The sequence below is a fragment of the Zobellella taiwanensis genome, from assembly GCF_003012795.1.
Taxonomy (GTDB): domain Bacteria; phylum Pseudomonadota; class Gammaproteobacteria; order Enterobacterales; family Aeromonadaceae; genus Oceanimonas; species Oceanimonas taiwanensis.
The window spans coordinates 112,736-132,633 of record NZ_PXYH01000009.1; the positions used below are offsets into that span (position 1 = coordinate 112,736).

Annotated in this window: 15 protein-coding genes; 9 read left to right on the forward strand and 6 right to left on the reverse strand. The window is 67.8% G+C overall.

What is annotated here, in order from left to right; all coding sequences use genetic code 11:
- Positions 1-58 precede the first annotated feature (58 nt).
- Genes C7I36_RS08465 through dsrO form a run of 3 tightly spaced genes read right to left on the reverse strand, consistent with a single transcriptional unit; the run spans position 59 to position 4,913 of the window.
- Positions 59-3,130, reverse strand: coding sequence for a molybdopterin dinucleotide binding domain-containing protein (locus C7I36_RS08465; protein WP_106453286.1), 3,072 nt, complete (start codon positions 3,128-3,130; stop codon positions 59-61).
- Positions 3,123-4,187 (reverse strand): NrfD/PsrC family molybdoenzyme membrane anchor subunit, encoded by a 1,065-nt coding sequence (nrfD, locus tag C7I36_RS08470; protein WP_245880076.1) that lies wholly within the window; start codon positions 4,185-4,187, stop codon positions 3,123-3,125. Before nrfD ends, C7I36_RS08465 begins: the two co-directional genes overlap by 8 nt.
- Before the next feature lie 9 nt (positions 4,188-4,196).
- Positions 4,197-4,913, reverse strand: coding sequence for a sulfate reduction electron transfer complex DsrMKJOP subunit DsrO (gene dsrO / locus C7I36_RS08475; RefSeq protein WP_106453287.1), 717 nt, complete (start codon positions 4,911-4,913; stop codon positions 4,197-4,199).
- An 86-nt stretch (positions 4,914-4,999) separates the two neighbouring features.
- Here dsrO and C7I36_RS08480 point away from each other — a divergent pair, with 86 nt between their 5' ends.
- Both C7I36_RS08480 and C7I36_RS08485 read left to right on the forward strand, forming a co-directional pair.
- Positions 5,000-6,697 (forward strand): PhnD/SsuA/transferrin family substrate-binding protein, encoded by a 1,698-nt coding sequence (locus C7I36_RS08480; RefSeq protein ID WP_106453288.1) that lies wholly within the window; start codon positions 5,000-5,002, stop codon positions 6,695-6,697.
- On the forward strand, positions 6,697-7,281 hold the full coding sequence (locus C7I36_RS08485) for a response regulator transcription factor (protein WP_094041053.1): 585 nt from the start codon (positions 6,697-6,699) through the stop codon (positions 7,279-7,281). Before C7I36_RS08480 ends, C7I36_RS08485 begins: the two co-directional genes overlap by 1 nt.
- Before the next feature lie 3 nt (positions 7,282-7,284).
- On the opposite strand, the gene ansA is transcribed toward C7I36_RS08485, so the two are convergent.
- A complete protein-coding gene (ansA, locus tag C7I36_RS08490) occupies positions 7,285-8,301 on the reverse strand; it encodes an asparaginase (RefSeq protein WP_094041054.1) in 1,017 nt (338 codons plus the stop codon).
- Positions 8,301-10,142: a signal peptide peptidase SppA gene (gene sppA / locus C7I36_RS08495; protein WP_106453289.1), complete on the reverse strand. Its 1,842-nt coding sequence runs from the start codon at positions 10,140-10,142 to the stop codon at positions 8,301-8,303. Before sppA ends, ansA begins: the two co-directional genes overlap by 1 nt.
- A gap of 165 nt (positions 10,143-10,307) precedes the next feature.
- On the opposite strand from sppA, the gene C7I36_RS08500 reads away from it, so the two are divergent.
- Together C7I36_RS08500 and C7I36_RS08505 are read left to right on the forward strand one after the other, a co-directional pair.
- Positions 10,308-12,314: an NADPH-dependent 2,4-dienoyl-CoA reductase gene (locus C7I36_RS08500; RefSeq protein WP_106453290.1), complete on the forward strand. Its 2,007-nt coding sequence runs from the start codon at positions 10,308-10,310 to the stop codon at positions 12,312-12,314.
- A 73-nt stretch (positions 12,315-12,387) separates the two neighbouring features.
- A complete protein-coding gene (locus C7I36_RS08505) occupies positions 12,388-12,942 on the forward strand; it encodes an NAD(P)H nitroreductase (RefSeq protein WP_106453291.1) in 555 nt (184 codons plus the stop codon).
- A gap of 50 nt (positions 12,943-12,992) precedes the next feature.
- Here C7I36_RS08505 and mobA read toward each other — a convergent pair whose 3' ends face one another.
- Positions 12,993-13,583 carry a molybdenum cofactor guanylyltransferase MobA gene (gene mobA, locus C7I36_RS08510; RefSeq protein WP_106453292.1) on the reverse strand — a complete coding sequence of 197 codons (591 nt, stop codon included), beginning with the start codon at positions 13,581-13,583 and terminating at the stop codon, positions 12,993-12,995.
- Positions 13,584-13,750: 167 nt separating this feature from the next.
- Between mobA and C7I36_RS08515 the strand changes: the two genes are divergently transcribed.
- The 5 genes from C7I36_RS08515 to capB all read left to right on the forward strand — a co-directional run bounded on the left by C7I36_RS08515 (position 13,751) and on the right by capB (position 19,873).
- On the forward strand, positions 13,751-14,959 hold the full coding sequence (locus C7I36_RS08515) for a CynX/NimT family MFS transporter (RefSeq protein ID WP_106453293.1): 1,209 nt from the start codon (positions 13,751-13,753) through the stop codon (positions 14,957-14,959).
- 60 nt (positions 14,960-15,019) lie between these two features.
- Positions 15,020-15,871, forward strand: coding sequence for a DNA ligase (locus C7I36_RS08520; protein ID WP_106453294.1), 852 nt, complete (start codon positions 15,020-15,022; stop codon positions 15,869-15,871).
- A gap of 76 nt (positions 15,872-15,947) precedes the next feature.
- Positions 15,948-16,739: an NRDE family protein gene (locus tag C7I36_RS08525; protein ID WP_106453295.1), complete on the forward strand. Its 792-nt coding sequence runs from the start codon at positions 15,948-15,950 to the stop codon at positions 16,737-16,739.
- On the forward strand, positions 16,739-17,773 hold the full coding sequence (locus C7I36_RS08530) for an FUSC family protein (RefSeq protein ID WP_245880077.1): 1,035 nt from the start codon (positions 16,739-16,741) through the stop codon (positions 17,771-17,773). Before C7I36_RS08525 ends, C7I36_RS08530 begins: the two co-directional genes overlap by 1 nt.
- 360 nt (positions 17,774-18,133) lie before the next feature.
- Entirely contained in the window at positions 18,134-19,873 is a 1,740-nt protein-coding gene (capB, locus tag C7I36_RS08535) for a caprolactamase subunit beta (RefSeq protein ID WP_106453296.1), read from the forward strand.
- Positions 19,874-19,898 lie beyond the last annotated feature (25 nt).

A 19,898-nucleotide genomic window follows, 5' to 3' on the forward strand; every position in this document is an offset into this window, starting at 1 on the left:
TCGGGGAAACAGTGCCCTTTGGCCTACGGTGTTGCACGGCGTTACAAGCCCACAGTGATCAAATCGCTTCGATTTTCGCCGGCAGTCCCTGGCGGACCGAGGCGCCGCTGGTCCAGTCTAGCCAGACGTTGGCCACCTCCTTGCGGGTGGGATCCATCAACCCCAGGTCGTTCTGGTTGACCCCGGCGCCCAGCCACGGGTTGGCGGGGGTCGGCTCGCCGTCGATCAGGTGGGAGCGGGCGCCCAGCTCGCTGTGGCCATAGCCGTGCTCGATGGCGACGGCCCCTTCCACTATGCCGTCCCTGACCAGGGCGATGCCCTCCACCTGTCCCCCCGGGGTGATTACCCGCACCGGCTGGCCGTGGCGGATGCCGGCCCGCTCGGCGTCCCTGCGATGGATGCTGATGGGGTTTTCCGGATGGATCATGCGCAGCCGCTCGGCACCGATGCTGGACGAGCTCATCAGGTGCGACTTGTAGGAGGTCACCAGCAATGGCCATTCCTGTTCCGGATAATGGTCGCGCATGGGGCTGCCGTCGGCAAAGCGCGGGCCGTAGAAGGCGGCGCAGCCGCTCAGCCGTTCGCCGGTCATGGCATGCACGGTACTGCCGATGGTGGCATTCCAGATGCACAGTGTATTGCCGGTGCGCTTGCCCATCAGTTCTCCCTGCCAGCCCGACTCGAAGGGGGCGAAGCGTCCGCCCCGGCTGAAAATAAAGCCGGCCCGGCGTTGTTCGTCCGGCGCCAGGGTGGCTTCAATCAGCGGCATCAGCCGGGCGGCGTTGGTCAGCACCAGATCGTCGGCGCTGGCCTCGGGCACCGGCCGGTCGCCGGCAAAGGCCAGGTTGGCGGCACCGCGCAGGTAAAAATCGGCGGCGGTGTGCAGGTCGTGACGGCCGCCCCGGCTGTCGGGGATGGCTCCCTTGCCGTAGCCGGGCAGCTCCATTTTGCCGGCCAGGGCGATGATGAAGGCTTCCAGTCCCAGGTGATCGCCGTTGGCGAGCCGGGGCGTGGCCGGCGCAACCACCGGCCAGCGGGCGGTGGTGGTCTGCTGGGGTACCCCGCTCCAGGGCTTGGTGAAGCCCCAGCTTTCGTAGGTGAGGGTGTCCGGCACTATGTAGTCGGCCAGGGCGGTGGTTTCGTTGATAAAACCGTCCACCGCGATAAACAGCGGCAGGTTGGCCGGATCTTTCAGTTTTTCCCCCAGAAACGCCTGGCCGCCGCCGATGCCGTACAGGGGGTTGGTCATGTGGCTGATCCAGGCCTTGAGCCGGTAGGGATAGCCTGCAAAAGCGGCTGCCAGGTGCTCGGTGAGCAGGGGCGAGGAAAAGCTGAACCAGGGCGCCCGGGCCGGGTAGGGGGATTCCCCGGCGGCCAGCTTGCGCCGGTATTCGCTGCTGTTCTGGTAGGGAAAGCGGTTGCGTGACAGGAAGAGGCCCTTGGGGGTTACCATGCCGTCGAACCGGGCCAGATCGTAGCGGGGGCCGTTTTCCACCGCCGCCACGCCGCCGGCGCCGAGCGCCAGCCCGCCCCGGGCGTTGATGTTGCCGAGCAGGGCGTTGAGGGTCATCACCGAAAAGGCGGTATAGAAGGCGTTGCCGTTCATCATGCCGCCGTGGGCATCCACCACCGCCCGGGGACCATGACGCTTGAGCTGGCGGCCCAGGCCTTCGATGATCTCCAGCGGCACGCCGCAGTAGTCGCTGTACTGGGCCAGGGTCTGCCCGAAGGCGGCCTCCCTGAGGCACAGCAGGGCGGATTTTACCCGGGCCGGGCCATCGGCCAGCTGCACTTCCCGCTCGACCCAAAGGGCGGCCTCGCGGGCGTCGGTGTGGTCCATCAGCTCGCCGCTGTCGGCGTTGACCACCAGCGGGCTGCTGGCCTCGCCCCGGCCCAGGTCGGCGGCGGTGAGGAACTGACCGGCCCTGGGATGCGGTGCCTGCAGCACCAGGTGGGTGGCGTTGGTATGACTGGGCTGGCCGGCCCTGGCCTGGGCGGCCGGGCCGGGCTGGGCCAGGTAGCGCCGGTTGATGCTGTCGTTCTCCATCAGCCAGCGGATCAGGGCCAGGGCCAGGGCGTCGTCGGTGGCGGGCTTGATCGGCACCCAGCGGCCGCGCTCTTCGTTGAGCCGGCTGATGCTGTTGGGCAGGGTGGGAGCCACCACCACATAGTCGAGGCCGCCGTCGCTGCGGGCGCTGGCCAGTTGGCGGCCCTGGCGCTTGAAGGGATTGCCCGCCTGGGCCGGCGAGGTGCCGATACACAGCACGAAGGCGGCATGATCCCAGTCCGGCTTGCCGTGGGCGAACTTGTCCAGGTCATTGAACATGGCGCCGGAGCCGGCCCGGAAGCCAAAGCCGCAGTAGCCGCCATGGTGGCCGAAATTGCGGGTGCCGAAACTGTTGAAGGCAAAGCGCTTGAGAAAGCTGTCGCGGCCCTCGTCGCCGGCGTTTGTCACCAGCAACTGGTTGGCCCTGGGGCCGTATTCGGGGTTATCAGGGTCGACCGGGGTCTCCAGGTCGCGGATGGCGCGCAGGCCGTCCACCTGGCCCTCGCCAAACAGATCTCCGCCCTCGACCACTTCCTCCAGCAACTGCTCCAGGCTGATGCTCTGCCACTTGCCCTCGCCGCGCCGCCCGGCGCGCTTGAGGATGCGGGTCACCCGGTAGGGGCTGTGCAGCTGCTCGGCCAGGGCCGCGCCCCGGGCGCAGGCCGTGGAGCGCTGTTCGATGCCGGCCTCTCCGGCCAGGGTCTTGTATACCTCCCGGACCGGCGTTTCCTGGGCCGGCGGGCGGGGGTTGGAGAGGGGATGGTAAGGGTTGCCGGCGATGCGCAGTACCCTGTTGTTGGCGGTATCGACCCGGGCACGCAGGCCGCACAGGGTCCAGCAACCGAAACACTGCACCGGGCTCACCGCCTGGTGCTCGGCCATTACCAGCTCGCCCTGGGGGGTTATCATGAATTCCGGCGGCAGGGCGTTGCCGGCGATGCGGTCATTGGCGGGCACGCCGCTGGTGCCGTTGAGGACGCCCTTGACCGCCTTGGCGACGGGGTTGGCGTAACCGGCGGCAAAGGCGCCGGCGCCGCCCACCATCATGCCGGTCTGCAAAAGGGCGCGACGTTTCTTATCCATGACGGACTCCTGTGTTATCCAGTAGCATCCAGACCGCGCCGGCCAGCGCCAGCCACAGGCCCAGGGTGCCGGCGACGATGTGGCCGGCGGAAGACAAAAGATGGGGATCCAGGTGGTAGAGGCCGGCGCCGTACTTGGGCACCGTCTGCACGTTCATCAGCACTACCCAGCGAAAGCCCCAGGCGCACAGCAGGGCCAGGGCGGCGGTCAGGCCGTCGGCGGCGGCCAGGGGCCGGTGCCGGCGGACCAGGGCCAGCAGCCACAGCAGGGCGCCGGCGGCCAGGGACAGCAGCAGCAGGTGGCGCCAGAAGGCAAAGCCCTGGAACAGCCGGCGGGCCTCGAGCCAGGAGGCGCCGTTGTGCACGCCGGACAGGGCCCAGAGTGCCATCGTCAGGCTCAGGGCCGCCAGCAGCCACAGCAGGGCGCGACGCAGCGGGGCGGCGTCCGGCGCCGGTCCCCGGCGGGGCAGCAGCAGCTCGAGCGCCATCAGCAGCCCCACCAGCGCCAGCAGGGCGGTCAGCAGCAGGTTCACCGGCAGCCAGGCGGTATGCCAGAGCGGCCGGGCCCGTACCACCATGATCTCCATGCCGGTATAAAGCAGTATGCCCGCGCCGGCCAAGGCGCCCAGCCAGGCCACAAGGCGCAGGCGGCGGGCGCAGGGCCAGGGCAGAGCGGCCAGCCGGCGTAGCAGGGCCTGGCGCGGGCTTATCCGGGTCATCAGCAGGCTCAGGCTGACCAGCAGCGCCAGGGTCACGAACAGCGGCAGGATCAGCGCCCCTAGCCACATCCAGGAGCTGGGGGTCAACTGGGTGTAAAAATGCCAGAAGCGGGCGGGCTGGTGCAGATCCGCCAGCAGCGCCACCGGTCCGGTCAGGGCGCTGAGCCCGAGGATCAGCGCCAGCCGGTCGCGCCAGGGATGCCAGCCGCTCCGGGGGGACAGGGCCAGGGGCAGCAGCAGGGCGGCGGTGGCGGCCAGGCCGATGAAGAAAAAGTATTGCACGGCCCAGGGCAGCCAGGGCGCCTCGGCATGGGTGGTGAGCAGTTCGGTCACGGGCATGTTGCCTCCTCAGTCATGGCCGGGGGACCAGAGTCCGGGCTGGCCATCGATACGATTAACGAATTCATCGCCCAGGCCGATGTAGTACACTTGCGGGCCCGTGCCCTGTTCGGGCTTGAGCACCTTGATGTCGTCGGCATGCTCCCGCAGCAGCCGGCCGGCCTGGCTTTGGGGGTTGTTGAGATCGCCAATCACCCGGGCGCCGCCAACGCAGGACTCAACGCAGGCGGGCAGCAGGCCCACCTCCAGCCGGTGCACGCAGAAGGTGCACTTGTCGGCGGTCTGGGTATCGTGGTTGATGAAGCGGGCGTCGTAGGGGCAGGCCTGAACGCAGTAGGCACAGCCCACGCACTGCTGGTTGTCGACCACCACGATGCCGTCGTCGCGCTGGTAGGTGGCCTGGGTCGGACACACCGGGATGCAGGGCGGGTTGGCGCAGTGGTTGCACAGGCGGGGCAGCATCACCTGGGTGGCCTGCTGCCGGTTTTCCAGGCGCACCTCGTACTGCTGGACGGTGGTGCGGAACTGGCCCACCGGGGGCAGGTTTTCCATGCTGCAACTGACGGTGCAGGCCTGGCAACCGATGCACTTGCGCAGGTCGATGACCATGCCATAGCGCTTGCCGGCGGTGGCGGGCGCGGCGTCCAGCTCGGTTACCGGGATCAGGCTGGCGCCGGCGGTCAGCCCGCCCAGGCGCTTGAGAAATTGTCGTTTACTGGCATCCATCTCGTTCTCCTCGGTGAGGTTTGGGGTATTGTCCCGGGAGCGGATGGGTTACCTCTATTGTGGTATTCCACATAACGGATGCGGATTTGATCTGGAACAAGCTTTTATGGCCGCTGGTGCTGGCGGCGCTGCTGGCCCAGGCACCGGCCCGGGCCGATGACTTCGATATCGGCTTTCTGGCCTTTCGCGGCGAGGCCCGCGCCCGGGAAGAATGGTCGCCGTTGCTCGACTCCCTGCACCAGGCGCTGCCCGGGCACCGTTTCGAGGGGCATTTCCTGACCCAGCGGCAGCTGGACCGGCGGCTGGCCGAAGGCAGCCTGGACTTTGTGGTCACCAACCCGGCCCACTTTGTGCTGAACCGGGGCCAGGGGCTGAACTGGCTGGCCTCCTGGCTGGATCCCCGCTTCGGCTCGGCCCGGGAAAGCGTGGCCGGCAGCCTCTGGGTGCACGCCGACAGCGGCATCACCCATCCGGAGCAGTTGACGGGGCGGCGGGTCGGCGCCATCCACGACCAGGCCTTCGGCGGCTACCTGCTGGTGGCCGAGCAACTGCGCCGCCAGGGGCTGGACCCGGCCCGCTGGCAGATGCAGTTTGCCGGCTATCCGGCCGATGCCCTGCTTTACCTGTTGCGCGATGGCGCCCTGAGTGGCGCCATGCTGCCGGCCTGCGTGCTGGAAAGCATGGTGGCCGAAGGCCTGGTGGCAAGGGCCGAGTTCCGGGCGCTGATGGTGCAATCCGAGTCTCCCTGCGTGCGATCCACCCCCCTCTATCCGGGCTGGAGCTTCGCCGCCGTGGGGCAGGTCGACGAAGGCCTGCTGCGCAGCCTGACCCGGGCCCTGCTGGACCAGGAGCAGGACGGCCGCCCGCTGTGGGGCGCGCCCATCCGGCTGGACGAGGTGGAGCGGCTGCTGGCCGGCTGGCAGCTGGGCCCGGGGGCGACGCCGCCGCTGCAACTGTTGCGGCAGGTGCTGGTGCGCCACTGGCAGTGGCTGGCGGCGGCGGGGCTGGTGCTGCTGGCCCTGGTGCTGCACCATGTCAGGGTGAGCCGGCTGCTGCGCCGGCGGACCCGGGAGCGGGACCGGCTGCACGGGCTTATCCAGCACAAGGAGCAGGAGCTGGCCCGGGCCCGCCAGGCCACCCTGCTGGGGGAAATGGCCACCGGCCTGGCCCACGAACTGAACCAGCCCCTGTCCGCCATCCAGGCCTATGCCCAGGCGGGAGAACTGGTGACCGAAGAGGCCCGCAGCCGGGAAGCCTTTGGCCAGATCAGCCGGGAAACCGAGCGGGGGGCGGCCATCATCCGCCGCTTCCGCCAGTGGGCCACCCAGCCCCTGCCGGGGCCCGCCGCCTTCGAGCCCGCGGCCCTGTGCCAGGCCCTGTGCGAACGGCTCGGTCCCCGCGCCGAGGCCGGCCAGGTGCGGCTGTGTTGCGATACGGAGCCGGGCGAAGCCTACGGCGTGGCGCCGGCGGTGGAGCAGATCCTCACCAACCTGCTGGGCAACAGCCTGGATGCCTACCGCCGCCAGCAACGGGCGGGCACCCTGCGGCTGGGGCTGAGCCGGGCGGACGGCGGCTGGTGCTATGTGGTGGAAGACAGCGCCGGCGGGGTCGAGCAGGGGGTGCTCGACGCCCTGGGCCAGAGCCTGCCCGCCAGCCGCGTCCACGGACTGGGGATAGGGCTGTTGGTCAGCTACCGGCTGGCCCAACGACTGGGCGGGCGCCTGCGGCTGGAAAACACCGGCTGGGGCACCCGGGCCGAGCTTTTTCTGCCCGAGGAGGCATGATGCGGATTTATGTTCTGGACGACGACCCTCAGGTGCTGGCGGCCAACGCCTTCCTGCTCAAGGCCATGGGGCATGAGAGCCGGTGCTGGTCGGAGCCGGCGGCCTTTCTCGCCGAGCTGGACGACGCCGAGCCGGCGGTGCTGCTGCTGGATTTGGCGATGCCGGAACTGGACGGGCTGGCGGTGCTGGATATCCTGAACCGGCGCCGCAGCCCGGTGGCGGTTATTTTGCTGACCGGCCATGGCGACGTGCCCCAGGCGGTAACCGCGATGAAGCGGGGCGCGGTGGATTTTCTGGAAAAACCGGTGGATGCCCGCCGGCTGGCGACGGCCCTGGCCCAGGCCCGGGCGCGCGCCGGCGAACTGGAGGAGAGGGCCCGGGCCCGGCGGCAACTGGCCCGGCTGTCGGCCCGGGAGCGGGAAGTGGTGGCGCTGGTGGCCGGGGGGCTGACCAACAAGGCCATCGCCGACAGCCTTTGCCTGGCGGTGCGCACCGTGGAAGTGCACCGGGCCTCGGCCATGAGCAAACTGGAGGTGGCCAACATGGCCGAGCTGCTGCGTTGCTGGCAACAGGGCCAAGACTAGGCCTCAGCCCGCCGGAGTCAGCTCGCCCCTCAGGCTCTGGCCCATTAGCCGGCGGATTTGCTCCGGCGGCAGCTGCTTGCTGAGCAGGTAGTGCAGCTTGGCCAGGGCCGCCTCCGTGGTCATGTCGAAGCCCGAGATCACCCCGGCTTCGGCCAGGGCGTGGCCGGTGGCGTAGCCTTCCATATTGACCGAGCCGCGCAGGCACTGGGTGAGGTTGACGATAACCACGCCCCGGGCCGAGGCCTCGGCCAGCAGCGTGAGCATGGCGTCGTTCTGGGGCGCGTTGCCCACCCCGTATGACAAGAGCAGCAGCGCCTTCACCGGCTGGCGCAGCAGGTTGGCAATCACTTCGGCGGAAATCCCCGGATACAGGGTTACCACGCCGATGGGCTGGGGGGTGATGGGACTGACGGTGAGCGGCTTGCCGGTGGCGGTGCCGAGTTTGCCCGCTTCCAGGCCGATATGGATACCGGCGTTGAGCAGGGGCGGGAAATTGGGGGAGTCGAAGGCATTGAAGCCGTCGGCGTGCACCTTGCTGGCCCGGTTGCCGCGATAGAGCCGGTTGTTGAAGAACAGCCCCACCTCATGGATGGGGTATTCGGCGGCGATATAGAGGGCGTTGAGCAGGTTGTTGCGCCCGTCCGAGCGCAGCTCTACCAGGGGGATCTGGGAGCCGGTGACGATCACCGGTTTTTCCAGATCCTCCAGCATGAACGACAGCGCCGAGGCGGTGAAGGCCATGGTGTCGGTGCCGTGCAGCACCACGAAGCCGTCGTAGTGGTCGTAGTTGGCCTGGATGTCGTCGGCGATGCGCTGCCAGTCGGAAGGGGTCATGTCCGAGGAGTCGATTAAGGGATCGTACTCGTGGATATGGTAGTCGGGCATTTCCGGGCGGTGCAGCTCGGGGGTACGCGCCAGGCTGTCGGTCATAAAGCCCGCCAGGGGCACGTAGCCCTTGGCGGATTTCTGCATGCCGATGGTGCCGCCGGTATAGGCGATATAGATCCTTTTCTTGTCCATCAGAACTCCTGACATTCCACGCACAGTACATACTGGCCCCGGATGTCGTCGAAGCGACCCAGGGTGGACAACTCCCGGCCCAGTTGCTCGCCGGCCGGGCGCAGGGCGCCGGGCAGCATGGCGCCGAGGCGTTCCGCGACGCCGGCGCCGGAGTCGAGCAGCAGCTGCTCCATCAACACTTCACGGGCGCTGGCGGGCAGGCGCACCTTTTTCACCCGGTAGGCGGGCAGGCCGGCCAGCCCGGCGGCGCCGGCCAGGGCGTCGTCCAGGTAACCCAGCTCGTCCACCAGGCCCAGCGCCTTGGCGTCGACCCCGGTCCACACATGGCCCTGGGCGGCGCGCTCCACCTGCCCGGGGCTGAGCCCCCGGCCCTCGGCCACAATGTCCACAAAGCGGCGGTAGGTGTGTTCGACGCCGAGCTGAATCAGCTCCCGGGCGTGTTCGGGCAGGCCGGTGGTGAGGCCTGCGCCGACGAAGTCGGTGGTGCCCACGCCATCGCTGTTGAAACCGAGCTTGGCGAGGGCTTCCTCGAAGGTGAGAAAGAGGCCGAACACGCCGATGGAGCCGGTGAGGGTGGTGGGGGCGGCGTAGATGCGGTCGGCATCCGCCGCTATCCAGTAGCCGCCGGAGGCGGCGGTGCTGCCCATGGACACCACCAGCGGCTTGCCGCTGGCCTTGAACTGCAGCAGGGCGGTGCGGATCTGTTCGGCGGCGAAGGCGCTGCCGCCGGGACTGTCGATGCGCAGCACCAGGGCGTTGATCTCGTTGTCCAGGCGGGCTTCCTCGATAAGCCGGGCCAGGTACTCGTCGTTGATGGTGTTGCCGCCTGCCTCGTTGCCGCTCATGATGGCGCCGCTGGCGGTAATCAGCCCCACCGCCGGCGCCGTGGTGTCGCGCTGGCCGGCCCGGGCCAGGTAGCTGGCGATGCCGACGCCGCTGTATTCGCCGGCCTGGCTGTCCCAGCCCACCTGCTCGCCTATGGTCTGCAGCATTTCGCCGCGTCCGGCCAGGCGGTCCACCAGCCCCAGCTCCAGGGCATAGCGGGCCGGATCGCCGCCCACGGCGCGAAAGCGGCTGAGCAACTGCTCTTTTTCCGGGCTGACATGGTCGGCGGGAATGCCGCGCAGGGTGGCCACCCTGTCCTGGTAGTGACGCCACAGCTGGTCCAGCCAGCGCAGGGTATCCTCCCTGCTTTCCGGCGACATGTCGTCGCGCAGGTAGGGCTCGACGAAGGATTTGTAGGTGCCCACCCGGAACACATGGGGGGTGATGTTGAAGCGCTCGAAGGCCGACCTGTAGTGCAGCCGGTACACGCCCATGCCCTGGATGGTCACGGCCCCGGCGGGGTTGAGCAGGATTTCGTCGGCATGGGCGGCCAGGTAGTACTGGCCCTGGGTGTAATAGTCGCCGATGGCGTACACCGGTTTGCCCGAGGTTTTGAAGCCCTCTATGGCCTCGCCGATTTCGTCGAGCCGGGTCAGGCTCGATTCGGTCATGTTCTGCAGCCGCAGCACCAGGGCCTGGATGCGCTCGTCATGCCGGGCCCGGTCCAGGGCCTGCTTGATGTCGCCCAGGGTGGCGGGTGGCGGCGTGTCGTCGCCCGCCAGCCACTTCTGTACCAGCCGGCGGGGGCTGGCGGGGCTGTTCTGCTCCGGCACCGGGCCGATAATCTCCAGGGTGAGGGCCGCACTGTCGGGCAGGCGGGGTGCTTCCTCCCGGGCGGTGAACACCAGCACCAGGGAAACCAGCACGGCCAGGAAGAAAAGATTGATAATCAACATGCGGATGGCATTCAGCACCCGACCTAGGGTACGGAAAAACCACTTGATGGCAGACCACATAGCGATGCCTTGAACGGAAACGTTGTCGAATTGGTCCATTATGACGCGAGCCGGCGCACAATGCCATGGAGCCGGCGTCGGCAGGATATAAAACAAGTGTTTGAAAAAGGTGTTTTAATCCATTAGCCTGAGCGGGTCATTTCGGCATCTACCGGCGGAGGGATCATGAGCCGTTACCCCCATTTACTGGCGCCCCTGGATCTGGGCTTCACCACCCTGAAAAACCGGGTCCTGATGGGATCCATGCACACCGGCCTGGAAGAGGAAAAAGGCGGTTTCGAAAAACTGGCCGCCTTTTACCGGGAACGGGCCCGGGGCGGGGTAGGGCTCATCATCACCGGCGGCATTGCCCCCAACTTCCGGGGTCGGCTGATGCCCCACGCCGCCCAGCTCAGCTTTCCCTGGCAACGGGCCAGGCACCGGCGGGTGACTGACGCGGTGCACCAGGAGGGCGGCAAGATAGCCCTGCAAATCCTGCACGCCGGGCGTTACGCCTACCATCCCTTCCTGCAGGCGCCCTCGCCCGGGCAGGCGCCCATCAGCCCGTTCAAGCCGGCGGTGATGAGCGAGCGGCAAATCCGCCACTGTATCGACGACTTCGCCAATACCGCCCGGCTGGCGCGGGAGGCCGGTTACGACGGCGTTGAAATCATGGGCTCCGAGGGCTACCTCATCAATCAGTTCGTCTGCGCCCGCACCAACCACCGCCAGGACGACTGGGGCGGAGACGCCGGGCGTCGCAACCGTTTCCCGCTGGAGATAGTGCAGGCGGTGCGCGCCGCCGTGGGCGAGGATTTCATCATTATCTTCCGGCTGTCGATGCTGGATCTGGTGGAGCAGGGCTCGAGCTTGGAAGAGGTCATTGCCCTGGGCCAGGCCCTGGAGCGGGCCGGGGTGACCATCATCAACACCGGCATCGGCTGGCACGAGGCGCGGGTGCCCACCATCGCTACCAGCGTGCCCCGGGCCGCCTTCAGCTGGGTTACCGAGCGGGTGCGCCAGGCGCTGTCGGTGCCGGTGGTGGCCACCAACCGCATCAACACCCCCGAGGTGGCCGAGGCCATACTGGCCGGCGGCCAGGCGGATCTGGTGTGCCTGGCCCGGCCCTTCCTGGCGGACGCGGACTTCGTGGCCAAGGCCGCGGCGGGCACGCCCGAGCTTATCAACACCTGCATCGCCTGCAACCAGGCCTGCCTGGATCATATCTTCAGGGGGCGGCGGGCCTCCTGCCTGGTCAACCCCAGGGCCTGTCACGAGACCGAGCTGAATTTTTTGCCCACGGCCGCGCCCAAGCGGTTGGCGGTGGTGGGCGCGGGGCCGGCGGGGCTGAGCTTCGCCTGCGAGGCGGCGGCGCGCGGCCACAGTGTGACCCTGTTCGACCGGGCGGCGGACATCGGCGGCCAGTTCAACTATGCCAAGCAGATCCCGGGCAAGGAGGAGTTTTTTGAAACCCTCCGCTACTTCCGGGAGCGGCTGGCGCGTAGCCGGGTGCGCCTGCGCCTGGGCACCGAAGCCACCCCCGAGCGGCTGGCGGAGTTCGACGAGGTGGTGCTGGCCACCGGCATCCGCCCGCGTACCCCCGATATTGAAGGCATCCATCATCCCAGGGTGCTGAGCTACCTGGACGTGCTGGCGCGCCAGGCCCCGGTGGGGGAGAAAGTGGCCATCATCGGCGCCGGCGGCATCGGCTTCGACCTGGCCGAGTACCTGGTGGCCACTCCGGCCCGGGGCACCGAACACTGGCTGGCCCAGTGGGGCATCGACAAGGAGTACCGGGCGCCGGGGGCGCTGATGACGCCGGCGCCGGCCGTTCCCGGACGGCAGGTCTGGCTGCTGCAGCGCAAGGCCGGCAACCCGGGCCAGGGCCTGGGCAAGACCACCGGCTGGATCCACAAGGCCAGCCTGCGCCACCACGGGGTACGGATGTGGGGTGGGATAAGCTACCAGCGTATCGACGATGCCGGCCTGCATATCGAGAAGGACGGCGAGCCGCTGTGCCTGGCGGTGGACAATATTATCGTCTGCGCCGGCCAGGAGCCGGAGCGCGGCCTGCAGGCGGCGCTGGTCGGGCTTGGCCTGCCGGTACACCTGATCGGTGGCGCCGATGTGGCCGCCGAGCTGGACGCCAAGCGCGCCATCCGCCAGGGAGCCGAACTGGCGGCGTCCATTTGAGAATGCCTCTTTTTTGCTTTGCTCCGTTCCGGCCGGCTGCTAAGGTAGCGCCATTGCAATCTGGAGTGAAACGATGGACGCACTGGAACTGTTACTGAACCGCCATTCCTGCCCCCGCCTGGCCGAGCCGGCCCCGGCGGGCGAGCAACTTGAGCTTATCTTCAAGGCCGGGCTACGCGCCCCGGATCACGCCACCCTGACGCCCTGGGAGTTTATTGTCTTTGCCGGCGAGCAGCGCTACCGGCTGGGCGACATACTGGCAGCGGCGGCCGAGGCCAGGGGCGAGGTGCCGGAGGCGGTGGACAAGGCCCGCAACGCGCCCCTGCGCGCGCCCCTGGTGATCGCCGTGGCGGCCAGGGTCAAACCCCACGACAAGGTGCCCGAGCTGGAGCAGCACTTGTCCGCCGGCTGCGCTCTGATGGCGATGCAGATGGCGGCCCAGGCCCAGGGTTTCAACGGCATCTGGCGCTCCGGCTGGTTTATCTTCGATCGTGGCGTGCACCGGCAACTGGGGCTGGGCGAGCAGGATCAACTGGTGGGCTTTTTGTACCTGGGCACACCGCTGATGGAGGTACGCAAGCTGCCCGAGCGGGATCCCGCCCAGTTTGTGCGTTATTTCGACCGTTAAAACAAAAAAGGGGTCGGAGTCAATTTTAAATTGACTCCGACCCCTTTTTTTCAGCGACGGCGCTGTTTTTCCAGCTCGGCCAGGGCATGGGGGGTGTTGAGGTTGAAAAAAGCGCCGGCTTCGTCGCTAAAGTCCACCGGCACCAGTTGATGGCGCTCGTACCACAGCTGCAGTTTGCGGTCGCCGCCGTCCAGGTAATTGTTCAGGGATGGCAGCAAGGACTGATGCAGCAGGGCGGTGGCGGCGTGCAGCCGGGCACCGTCGTCCACCACCGCTATTTGATCGTGGCGGTGCACGGCGGCGCACAGGCGGCGGGCCAGGTCGGCGGGCACCAGGGGGCTGTCGCAGGGCACAAACAGGACCCATTCGCTGGGGGCGTGGCTGAGGCCGGCCTCGAACCCGGCCAGGGGACCGGCGCTGTGGTAGTCGCGATCCGGGATCACCGGTGCCAGGGCGCGGTAGCGGTCCAGGTTGCGGTTGGCGTTGATCAGCACTTCGGCTACCTGGGGCTTGAGCCGGTCCAGCACATGACACACCAGGGGGCGATCCCACAGGCTGACCAGCCCTTTGTCGGCGCCTCCCATGCGCCGGCCTTCGCCGCCGGCGAGAATAACGGCGGTAATGTCTTTCGGATCCAGCATAGTGATTCCCGTGTTGGCAGTCTCTGGCCGGATGTTAACCCGTAATCCCTGCCCTGAGCAGGGGCTGGGTCAAACAAAATGCGCTTTCCCGGTGCTTGTTATGGTGTCTTTCAGCTCCTACCATAGGGCGCTGCGCCCTCATATCCCATAAAACAGAGATAACAACAATGACGAGCACTGCCTTTCCCGACGGCCCCTTTCACGGTCGCCCCCTGGTTGCCGCCCTGGCCGTGGCCGCCCTGATGCTGGCCGCCGCCAACCTGCGTGGCGGTATTGTGGTGGTGGGGCCCCTGGTGGAGCAAATCCGCCAGACCCTGGCGATCAGCGCCAGCGCCTTCAGCCTGCTGACCACGCTGCCGCTGATCTGCTTCGGGGTCATCTCCATCTGCGTACCGGCGCTCACCCGCCGCTGGTCGCCCCAGGTTCTGGCCATCGGCGGCCTGTTGCTGATCAGCCTGGGGGTGGGATTGCGCCTGGTCGATCACTATCCGGTGGTACTGCTCGGCACCCTGCTGCTGGGCGCCGCCATCGCCCTGCTCAATGTGCTGATCCCGGGGTTGGTCAAGGCGTTTTTTCCGCGTCGGGTAGGGCTGATGACCGGCCTGTATTCGGTGACCCTGAGCGTGGGCGCCGGTCTTGGCGTTTTTCTGGCGGTGCCGCTGATGGAGCTGTTCGGCAGTTGGCGCCACCCGGTGGCCCTGTGGGCCCTGCTGCCCCTGTTCTGCCTGCTGTTCTGGCTGCCCATGCTCAGGGTGAGGGGAGTGGGCCGGCCCAGCAACCCGGTGCGGGTGAGCCTGTGGCGGGACCGGCTGGCCTGGGCCATTACCTTCTACATGGGACTGCAGTCCTTCTATTTCTATTCTATGGCGACCTGGCTGCCCAAGATACTGCTCGAAAGCGGACTCGACGGCCACCAGGCGGGCACGGCCACGGCGCTGATCAACCTGGTGAGCATTCCCTTCAACCTGTTCGTGCCCATACTGGCGGCGCGGATGCGGGATCAACGGATCCTGGTGCTGGGTATTTTCGTGGCCTCCCTCAGTGGGCTGGCGGGATTGTGGTGGCAGCCGGCAGCGGCGCCCATGCTGTGGGCCTCGCTCATCGGCGTGGGCTGCGGCAGCTCGCTCAGCCTGGCCCTGTCGTTTTTTGTGCTGCGCGCCGCCAATACCGCCCAGGCCACGGCCCTGTCGGCCATGGCCCAGAGCATCGGCTACCTGCTGGCGGCGGCGGGCCCGGCGACGCTGGGGCTGATGCGCGATCTCGGCGGCGCCTGGCAGGGGGCCCTGTTGCTGATGATGGTGCTGCAATTTCTGCAGTTCGGATTTGGCTGGTATTCGGCCCGGTCGGCCGGCGTGGTGGCGGATCAGGACAGATAACGGCGGCGCCGAAACGGGGGAGAGCGGCTAAGCTTGGTCTGAAAACGGGAGGACAAGATCATGCGTTATCTGCTGCTTCCCCTGGGCCTGCTGGCGGTGACGCCGGCCCAGGCCCAGGCGCCCGGGGCGCCGCCCCTGCAACTGGCGGAGGTGTTTCGCCCCCACCACGACATTGCCCATTATCTGGTCAGTGAAAAACTCGACGGTGTGCGCGCCTACTGGGATGGCCGGCAATTGCTGTCCCGCGGCGGCTATCCCTTTGCGGCGCCGGAGTGGTTCCTGGCCGGTTTTCCCGCCACCCCCCTGGACGGCGAACTGTGGCTGGGGCGAGGCCGTTTCGACGAGCTGTCCGCCGCGGTGCGCCGTTATGAGCCCATCGACGGGGAGTGGCGGCAGATCCGCTTTATGGTGTTCGACCTGCCCGCCAGCGAATTGCCCTTCGAGGCGCGGCTGGCCGCCCTTGAACGCCTGTTTGCCGGCCTGTCGTCCCCCTGGCTGGCGCTGGTGGAGCAGCAGCCGGTGACGGACAGGGCCGGCCTGGCGGCAAGGCTGGACGAGGTGGAGGCGGGCGGTGGCGAGGGACTGATGCTGCGCCATCGGCACAGCCTGTACCTGGCCGGGCGCAACGAGGATTTGCTCAAGCTCAAGCGCCACCAGGACGCCGAAGCGGTGGTGCTGGCGCACTTGCCCGGCCAGGGCAAGTATGAGGGCCAGCTGGGGGCGCTGCTGGTGCAAACCCCGGACGGCCGGCGCTTTAGGCTGGGCACCGGTTTCAGCGACGAGCAGCGCCGCCGGCCGCCGGCGGTGGGCAGCACCGTCAGCTACCGCTACCGGGGGGAAACCGCCGCTGGCCTGCCGCGTTTCGCCAGTTTCCTGCGGGAGCGCCGGGACCAGCCCGAGCCGCCCCGTTAGGACCTGGCCGGGCTGGTGTCCCTTGGCGCCCGACGTTAAGGTAGGAAACAACCGCACCCAATCCGAGGAACTTATTTTGTGTCTGATCGCCTTTTCCTGGCAGCCCGGCGCCCACCGCGCCCTGCGGCTGTTGGCCAACCGTGACGAATTTTACGACCGGGCCACGGCCCCGGCCGGCTGGTGGCCGGATCTGCCCCATATCTGGGGCGGGCGGGATCTGCAGGCGGGCGGCAGCTGGCTGGGGGTGACGCGCCATGGCCGGCTGGCTGCCCTCACCAACCACCGGGATGGCCGGGTGCCGCCGCCGGCCCATGCCCGCTCCCGGGGCGAGCTGGTGGCGGATTTTCTGGCGGGCGATGACAGCCCGCGGCAGTATCTGGCCAGGGTGATGGCCCGCCGTCGGGATTATGGCGGATTCAACCTGCTGGTGGCGGATCTGGGCGCGGGCGAGCTCTGGTATGGGGGCAGCCGGGACGGCGCCGGGCCGCGCGCCCTGGCGGCCGGACTTTACGGCCTGTCCAACGCCGTGCTGGATACGCCCTGGCCCAAGGTGGAGCGGCTCAAGCAGGGGCTGGCCGGATGGACGGGCGACGATGAGGCGGCGGCCTTCGCCCTGCTCGACGATCACCGTCCGGCCGAGCCGGCGCTGCTGCCCGATACCGGCGTAGGCGCCGAGTGGGAACGGCGGTTGTCGCCGGTATTCATTCACAGCCCGGGTTACGGCACCCGGGCCCAGACGCTGCTGACCCTGAGCGGGGACGAACTGCGCCTGGTGGAACGGGAACGGGATGCGGATGGCGCCGTACTCGGCCTGCGCCGGGCCTGCTTGCAACTGGCCCGGCACACCGCCCTGAAGGGGGCCTGCTGATGAGCGGACGACTGCAACAGGCGCTGCGCGAACAGGTGCGGCGGATGCTGGTCCTCAACCCCAGCCTGCGGCCCTGGCATTTTCCCCTGGTGGCGGGCCTGTGCACCGGACTGCCAGTGCTGCTGGGCGCCTGGCTGGGCCGGCTCGACCTGGGCGTGCTGGGCAGCCTGGGCGGCATGGTGATCCTCTACCTGCCCCAGGCAACGGTGGCCTACCGCCTGGTGACCCTGGTGGTGTGCGGCTTTGGTTTTGCAACCAGTTTTACCCTGGCCGCCCTGGCGGGCGGGCCCTCCTGGGTATCGGCCCTGGTGCTGGGGCTGGTGACCATGCTGATCAACCTTGTCTGCCGTTTTTATTCGGTGGCGCCACCGGGGCGCTTCTTTTTCGTGATGATCGCCTCCCTCGCCAGCACGGCGTCCCTCGACCTGGCGCTGCTGCCGGAAAAAGTGGGCGTTATGGTCATGGGCTCCATGCTGGCCTGCCTGCTGGTGTTCGGCTACAGCCTGCTGCTGCCGGCCCCGTCCGGCGGACGGGAGCCCCACCACCCGGCGGATTGGTACCTGCGCCGGTTGTGGCTGGAGTCGCTGCTGATTGGCGCCCTGGTGGGCGGCTCCTTCCTGCTGGCCCTGCTGCTGGGGCTGGACAACCCCTACTGGGTACCCATCTCCTGCGCCGCCGTGCTGCAGGGCAACAGCGTGTCCATGCTGATCCAGCGCAAGCTGCACCGCATCCTGGGCACCGCCGTGGGGCTGGTGCTGGCCTGGCTGCTGTTCAGCCTGCCGCCGGATCCCTGGTTGCTGGCGACCCTGGTGATCTTGCTCAACTTCGCCATCGAAACCCTGGTGACCCGCAACTACGGCCTGGCGGTGGTGTTCATTACCCCGCTGACCGTCTTGCTGGCAGGCATGCTGCAGCACGGCGCCCCGCCCGAACAGCTGGTGCTGGCGCGCATGGTCGATATCCTGCTGGGCAGCCTGTGCGGCCTGCTCGGGGGCAGCCTGTTGCAGTGGCTGCCGTCCCCCCGGCGCAGCTGACCTGCTGGGGGCCGGGACTATAGCTTTATCGCTTGCCGCCGTGCCCCCCGGCCCGAAGGCGATATGACCAAGCGCCGGGCCACCGCAACATCCCCCAGCAGGCCAGGGCCTGCAGGATAGCGTCGAACACATAGGGCGTTATTAAAAGCCAGGCCCGCCATCCCTTCCATGGCACCGCCGGCCGGCGCCACCCGGCGTACTGGCCATGATGACACCGTCAACGGGTGCGCCCAGGGTCAAAAGCCGGTGCGCCCAGCGTCAATTCGGGCGGGTGGCGTCACTTTTATACTGGCGGCGAAAACGAGTGGTAACAGCTTGTTAACGACCCTGTTCAGCCAGTCATAAAACGGAAGGTAGACGATGGCCACACATGTAGACCCAATCACCCTGGCGGTGGTGCGCGGAGCGCTCGAAACCACCCAGCGGGAAATGACCCTCACCCTGGAAAAGACCGGCCGCTCCAGCGTGTTCAACCTGGCCCACGATTACAGCAACGCCCTGTTCGACCATTTCCCCGAGATGATCCTCCAGGGCCAGGATATTCCCATCCACCTGGGATCCTTGATCCCGGCCATGAAGGCGGTGGCCGAGCACTTTGGCGACGACATCCACGAAGGGGACGTCATCTATCATAACGACCCGGCCTACAAGGGCAGCCACATCCTCGACTGCTGCATGTACAAGCCGGTGTTCTACCGGGGCGAGCTGGTGTTCTGGACGGTGTGCAAGGGCCACCTCACCGACATCGGCGGCCCGGTGCCCGCGGGCTACAACCCGGATGCCAAGGAAATTTACGCCGAGGGCCTGCGCATTCCGCCGGTGAAGCTGTGGGAGAAGGGCAAGCGCCGGGACGACGTGATTAACCTGCTGCTCACCAACATGCGTGCCCGTCGGGATCAGGAAGGGGACATCAACGCCCAGTTCGGCGCCTGCCGGGTGGGGGAGCGCAACCTGCTGGCCCTGCTCGACAAGTACGGCGTGAAAACGGTGCAGGCCTGCATTGCCGAGCTGAAAGACATGGCCGACCGCCAGATGCGCGCCCTGATCCGCGCGGTGCCGGACGGCGTGTACCAGGGCTGCGCCGTGCTGGAAGACGCCGGCCACGGCTTTGGCGAAATGACGATCACCAGCACCATCACGGTGAGCGGCGACCGGCTGCACATCGAGGTGCAGAGCCCGCCCCAGATCCCCTATTTCATCAATTCCTACGAGGGCAACTCGCTTTCCGGCGTCTACCTGGGGCTGATGATGTTCGCCCAGCTGCCGCCGCCCTACAACGAGGGACTGTACCGCTGCGTGACTGTGGATCTGGGACCCAAAGGCACCCTGTGCAACGCGGTGGAGCCGGCGCCCCACGTGAACTGCACCACCACTCCGATGGAAACCCTGACCGACGCGGTGCGCATGGCCCTGGAGCAGGCCGCGCCCGAGCGGGTCACCGCCTCCTGGGGCCATGCCAGCGGCATTAACATCGCCGGTATCGATCCGCGCAGCGGCGAGCAGTACGTGACCATGGTGCTGGCTTCCATCATTTCCGGCGCCGGCGCCACCCAGGTGATGGACGGCTGGCACGCGGTGGGGCCCCTGTGTTGCTTCGGTGCGCTCAGCTCCGGCGACATCGAACTGCTGGAGTACTCCTATCCCATCATCATCCACCGCTACGGCCTGGTGCCCGACAGCGGCGGTGCCGGCAAGTACCGGGGCGGCTCGGGCACCGCCTGGGAAGTGGAGCCCAGGGAGCACGAGATGCAGGTGATCGCCTTCGGTGAGGGCCGCCAGATCCCCACCATGGGCGCGGCGGGCGCCGAGAACCGGTTGCTGGAGCCCAAGCTCGGCAAGCTGGTGGTGACCCGGCCCGACGGCGAGCAGGTGCATAAACACAACACCATGCTCACCATCAAGCCCGGCGAGCGGATCACCAACATCAACCCCGGCGGCGGCGGTTATGGCCCGGCCTTTGAGCGGGATCCCAGGGCGGTGCTGGAAGACGTGCGCAACGGCCTGGTGTCGCGGGAGGCGGCCGAGCTGGAATACGGCGTGGCACTCAACCCCGATTGTCTGAGCGTGAACTGGGCTCACACCGAGCGCCTGCGTGGCTGAACTCATTAACTGGTAAGGAAACTGA

What these genes read in the sequence shown, in the direction of transcription:
- sppA (WP_106453289.1), bottom strand. Translation starts at nt 10,142, where the DNA reads ATGTGGTCTGCCATCAAGTGGTTTTTCCGTACCCTAGGTCGGGTGCTG.
- ansA (WP_094041054.1), bottom strand. Translation starts at nt 8,301, where the DNA reads ATGGACAAGAAAAGGATCTATATCGCCTATACCGGCGGCACCATCGGC.
- C7I36_RS08465 (WP_106453286.1), bottom strand. Translation starts at nt 3,130, where the DNA reads ATGGATAAGAAACGTCGCGCCCTTTTGCAGACCGGCATGATGGTGGGC.
- C7I36_RS08505 (WP_106453291.1), top strand. Translation starts at nt 12,388, where the DNA reads ATGGACGCACTGGAACTGTTACTGAACCGCCATTCCTGCCCCCGCCTG.
- dsrO (WP_106453287.1), bottom strand. Translation starts at nt 4,913, where the DNA reads ATGGATGCCAGTAAACGACAATTTCTCAAGCGCCTGGGCGGGCTGACC.
- C7I36_RS08520 (WP_106453294.1), top strand. Translation starts at nt 15,020, where the DNA reads ATGCGTTATCTGCTGCTTCCCCTGGGCCTGCTGGCGGTGACGCCGGCC.
- capB (WP_106453296.1), top strand. Translation starts at nt 18,134, where the DNA reads ATGGCCACACATGTAGACCCAATCACCCTGGCGGTGGTGCGCGGAGCG.
- C7I36_RS08530 (WP_245880077.1), top strand. Translation starts at nt 16,739, where the DNA reads ATGAGCGGACGACTGCAACAGGCGCTGCGCGAACAGGTGCGGCGGATG.
- nrfD (WP_245880076.1), bottom strand. Translation starts at nt 4,187, where the DNA reads ATGCCCGTGACCGAACTGCTCACCACCCATGCCGAGGCGCCCTGGCTG.
- C7I36_RS08515 (WP_106453293.1), top strand. Translation starts at nt 13,751, where the DNA reads ATGACGAGCACTGCCTTTCCCGACGGCCCCTTTCACGGTCGCCCCCTG.
- C7I36_RS08500 (WP_106453290.1), top strand. Translation starts at nt 10,308, where the DNA reads ATGAGCCGTTACCCCCATTTACTGGCGCCCCTGGATCTGGGCTTCACC.
- mobA (WP_106453292.1), bottom strand. Translation starts at nt 13,583, where the DNA reads ATGCTGGATCCGAAAGACATTACCGCCGTTATTCTCGCCGGCGGCGAA.
- C7I36_RS08485 (WP_094041053.1), top strand. Translation starts at nt 6,697, where the DNA reads ATGCGGATTTATGTTCTGGACGACGACCCTCAGGTGCTGGCGGCCAAC.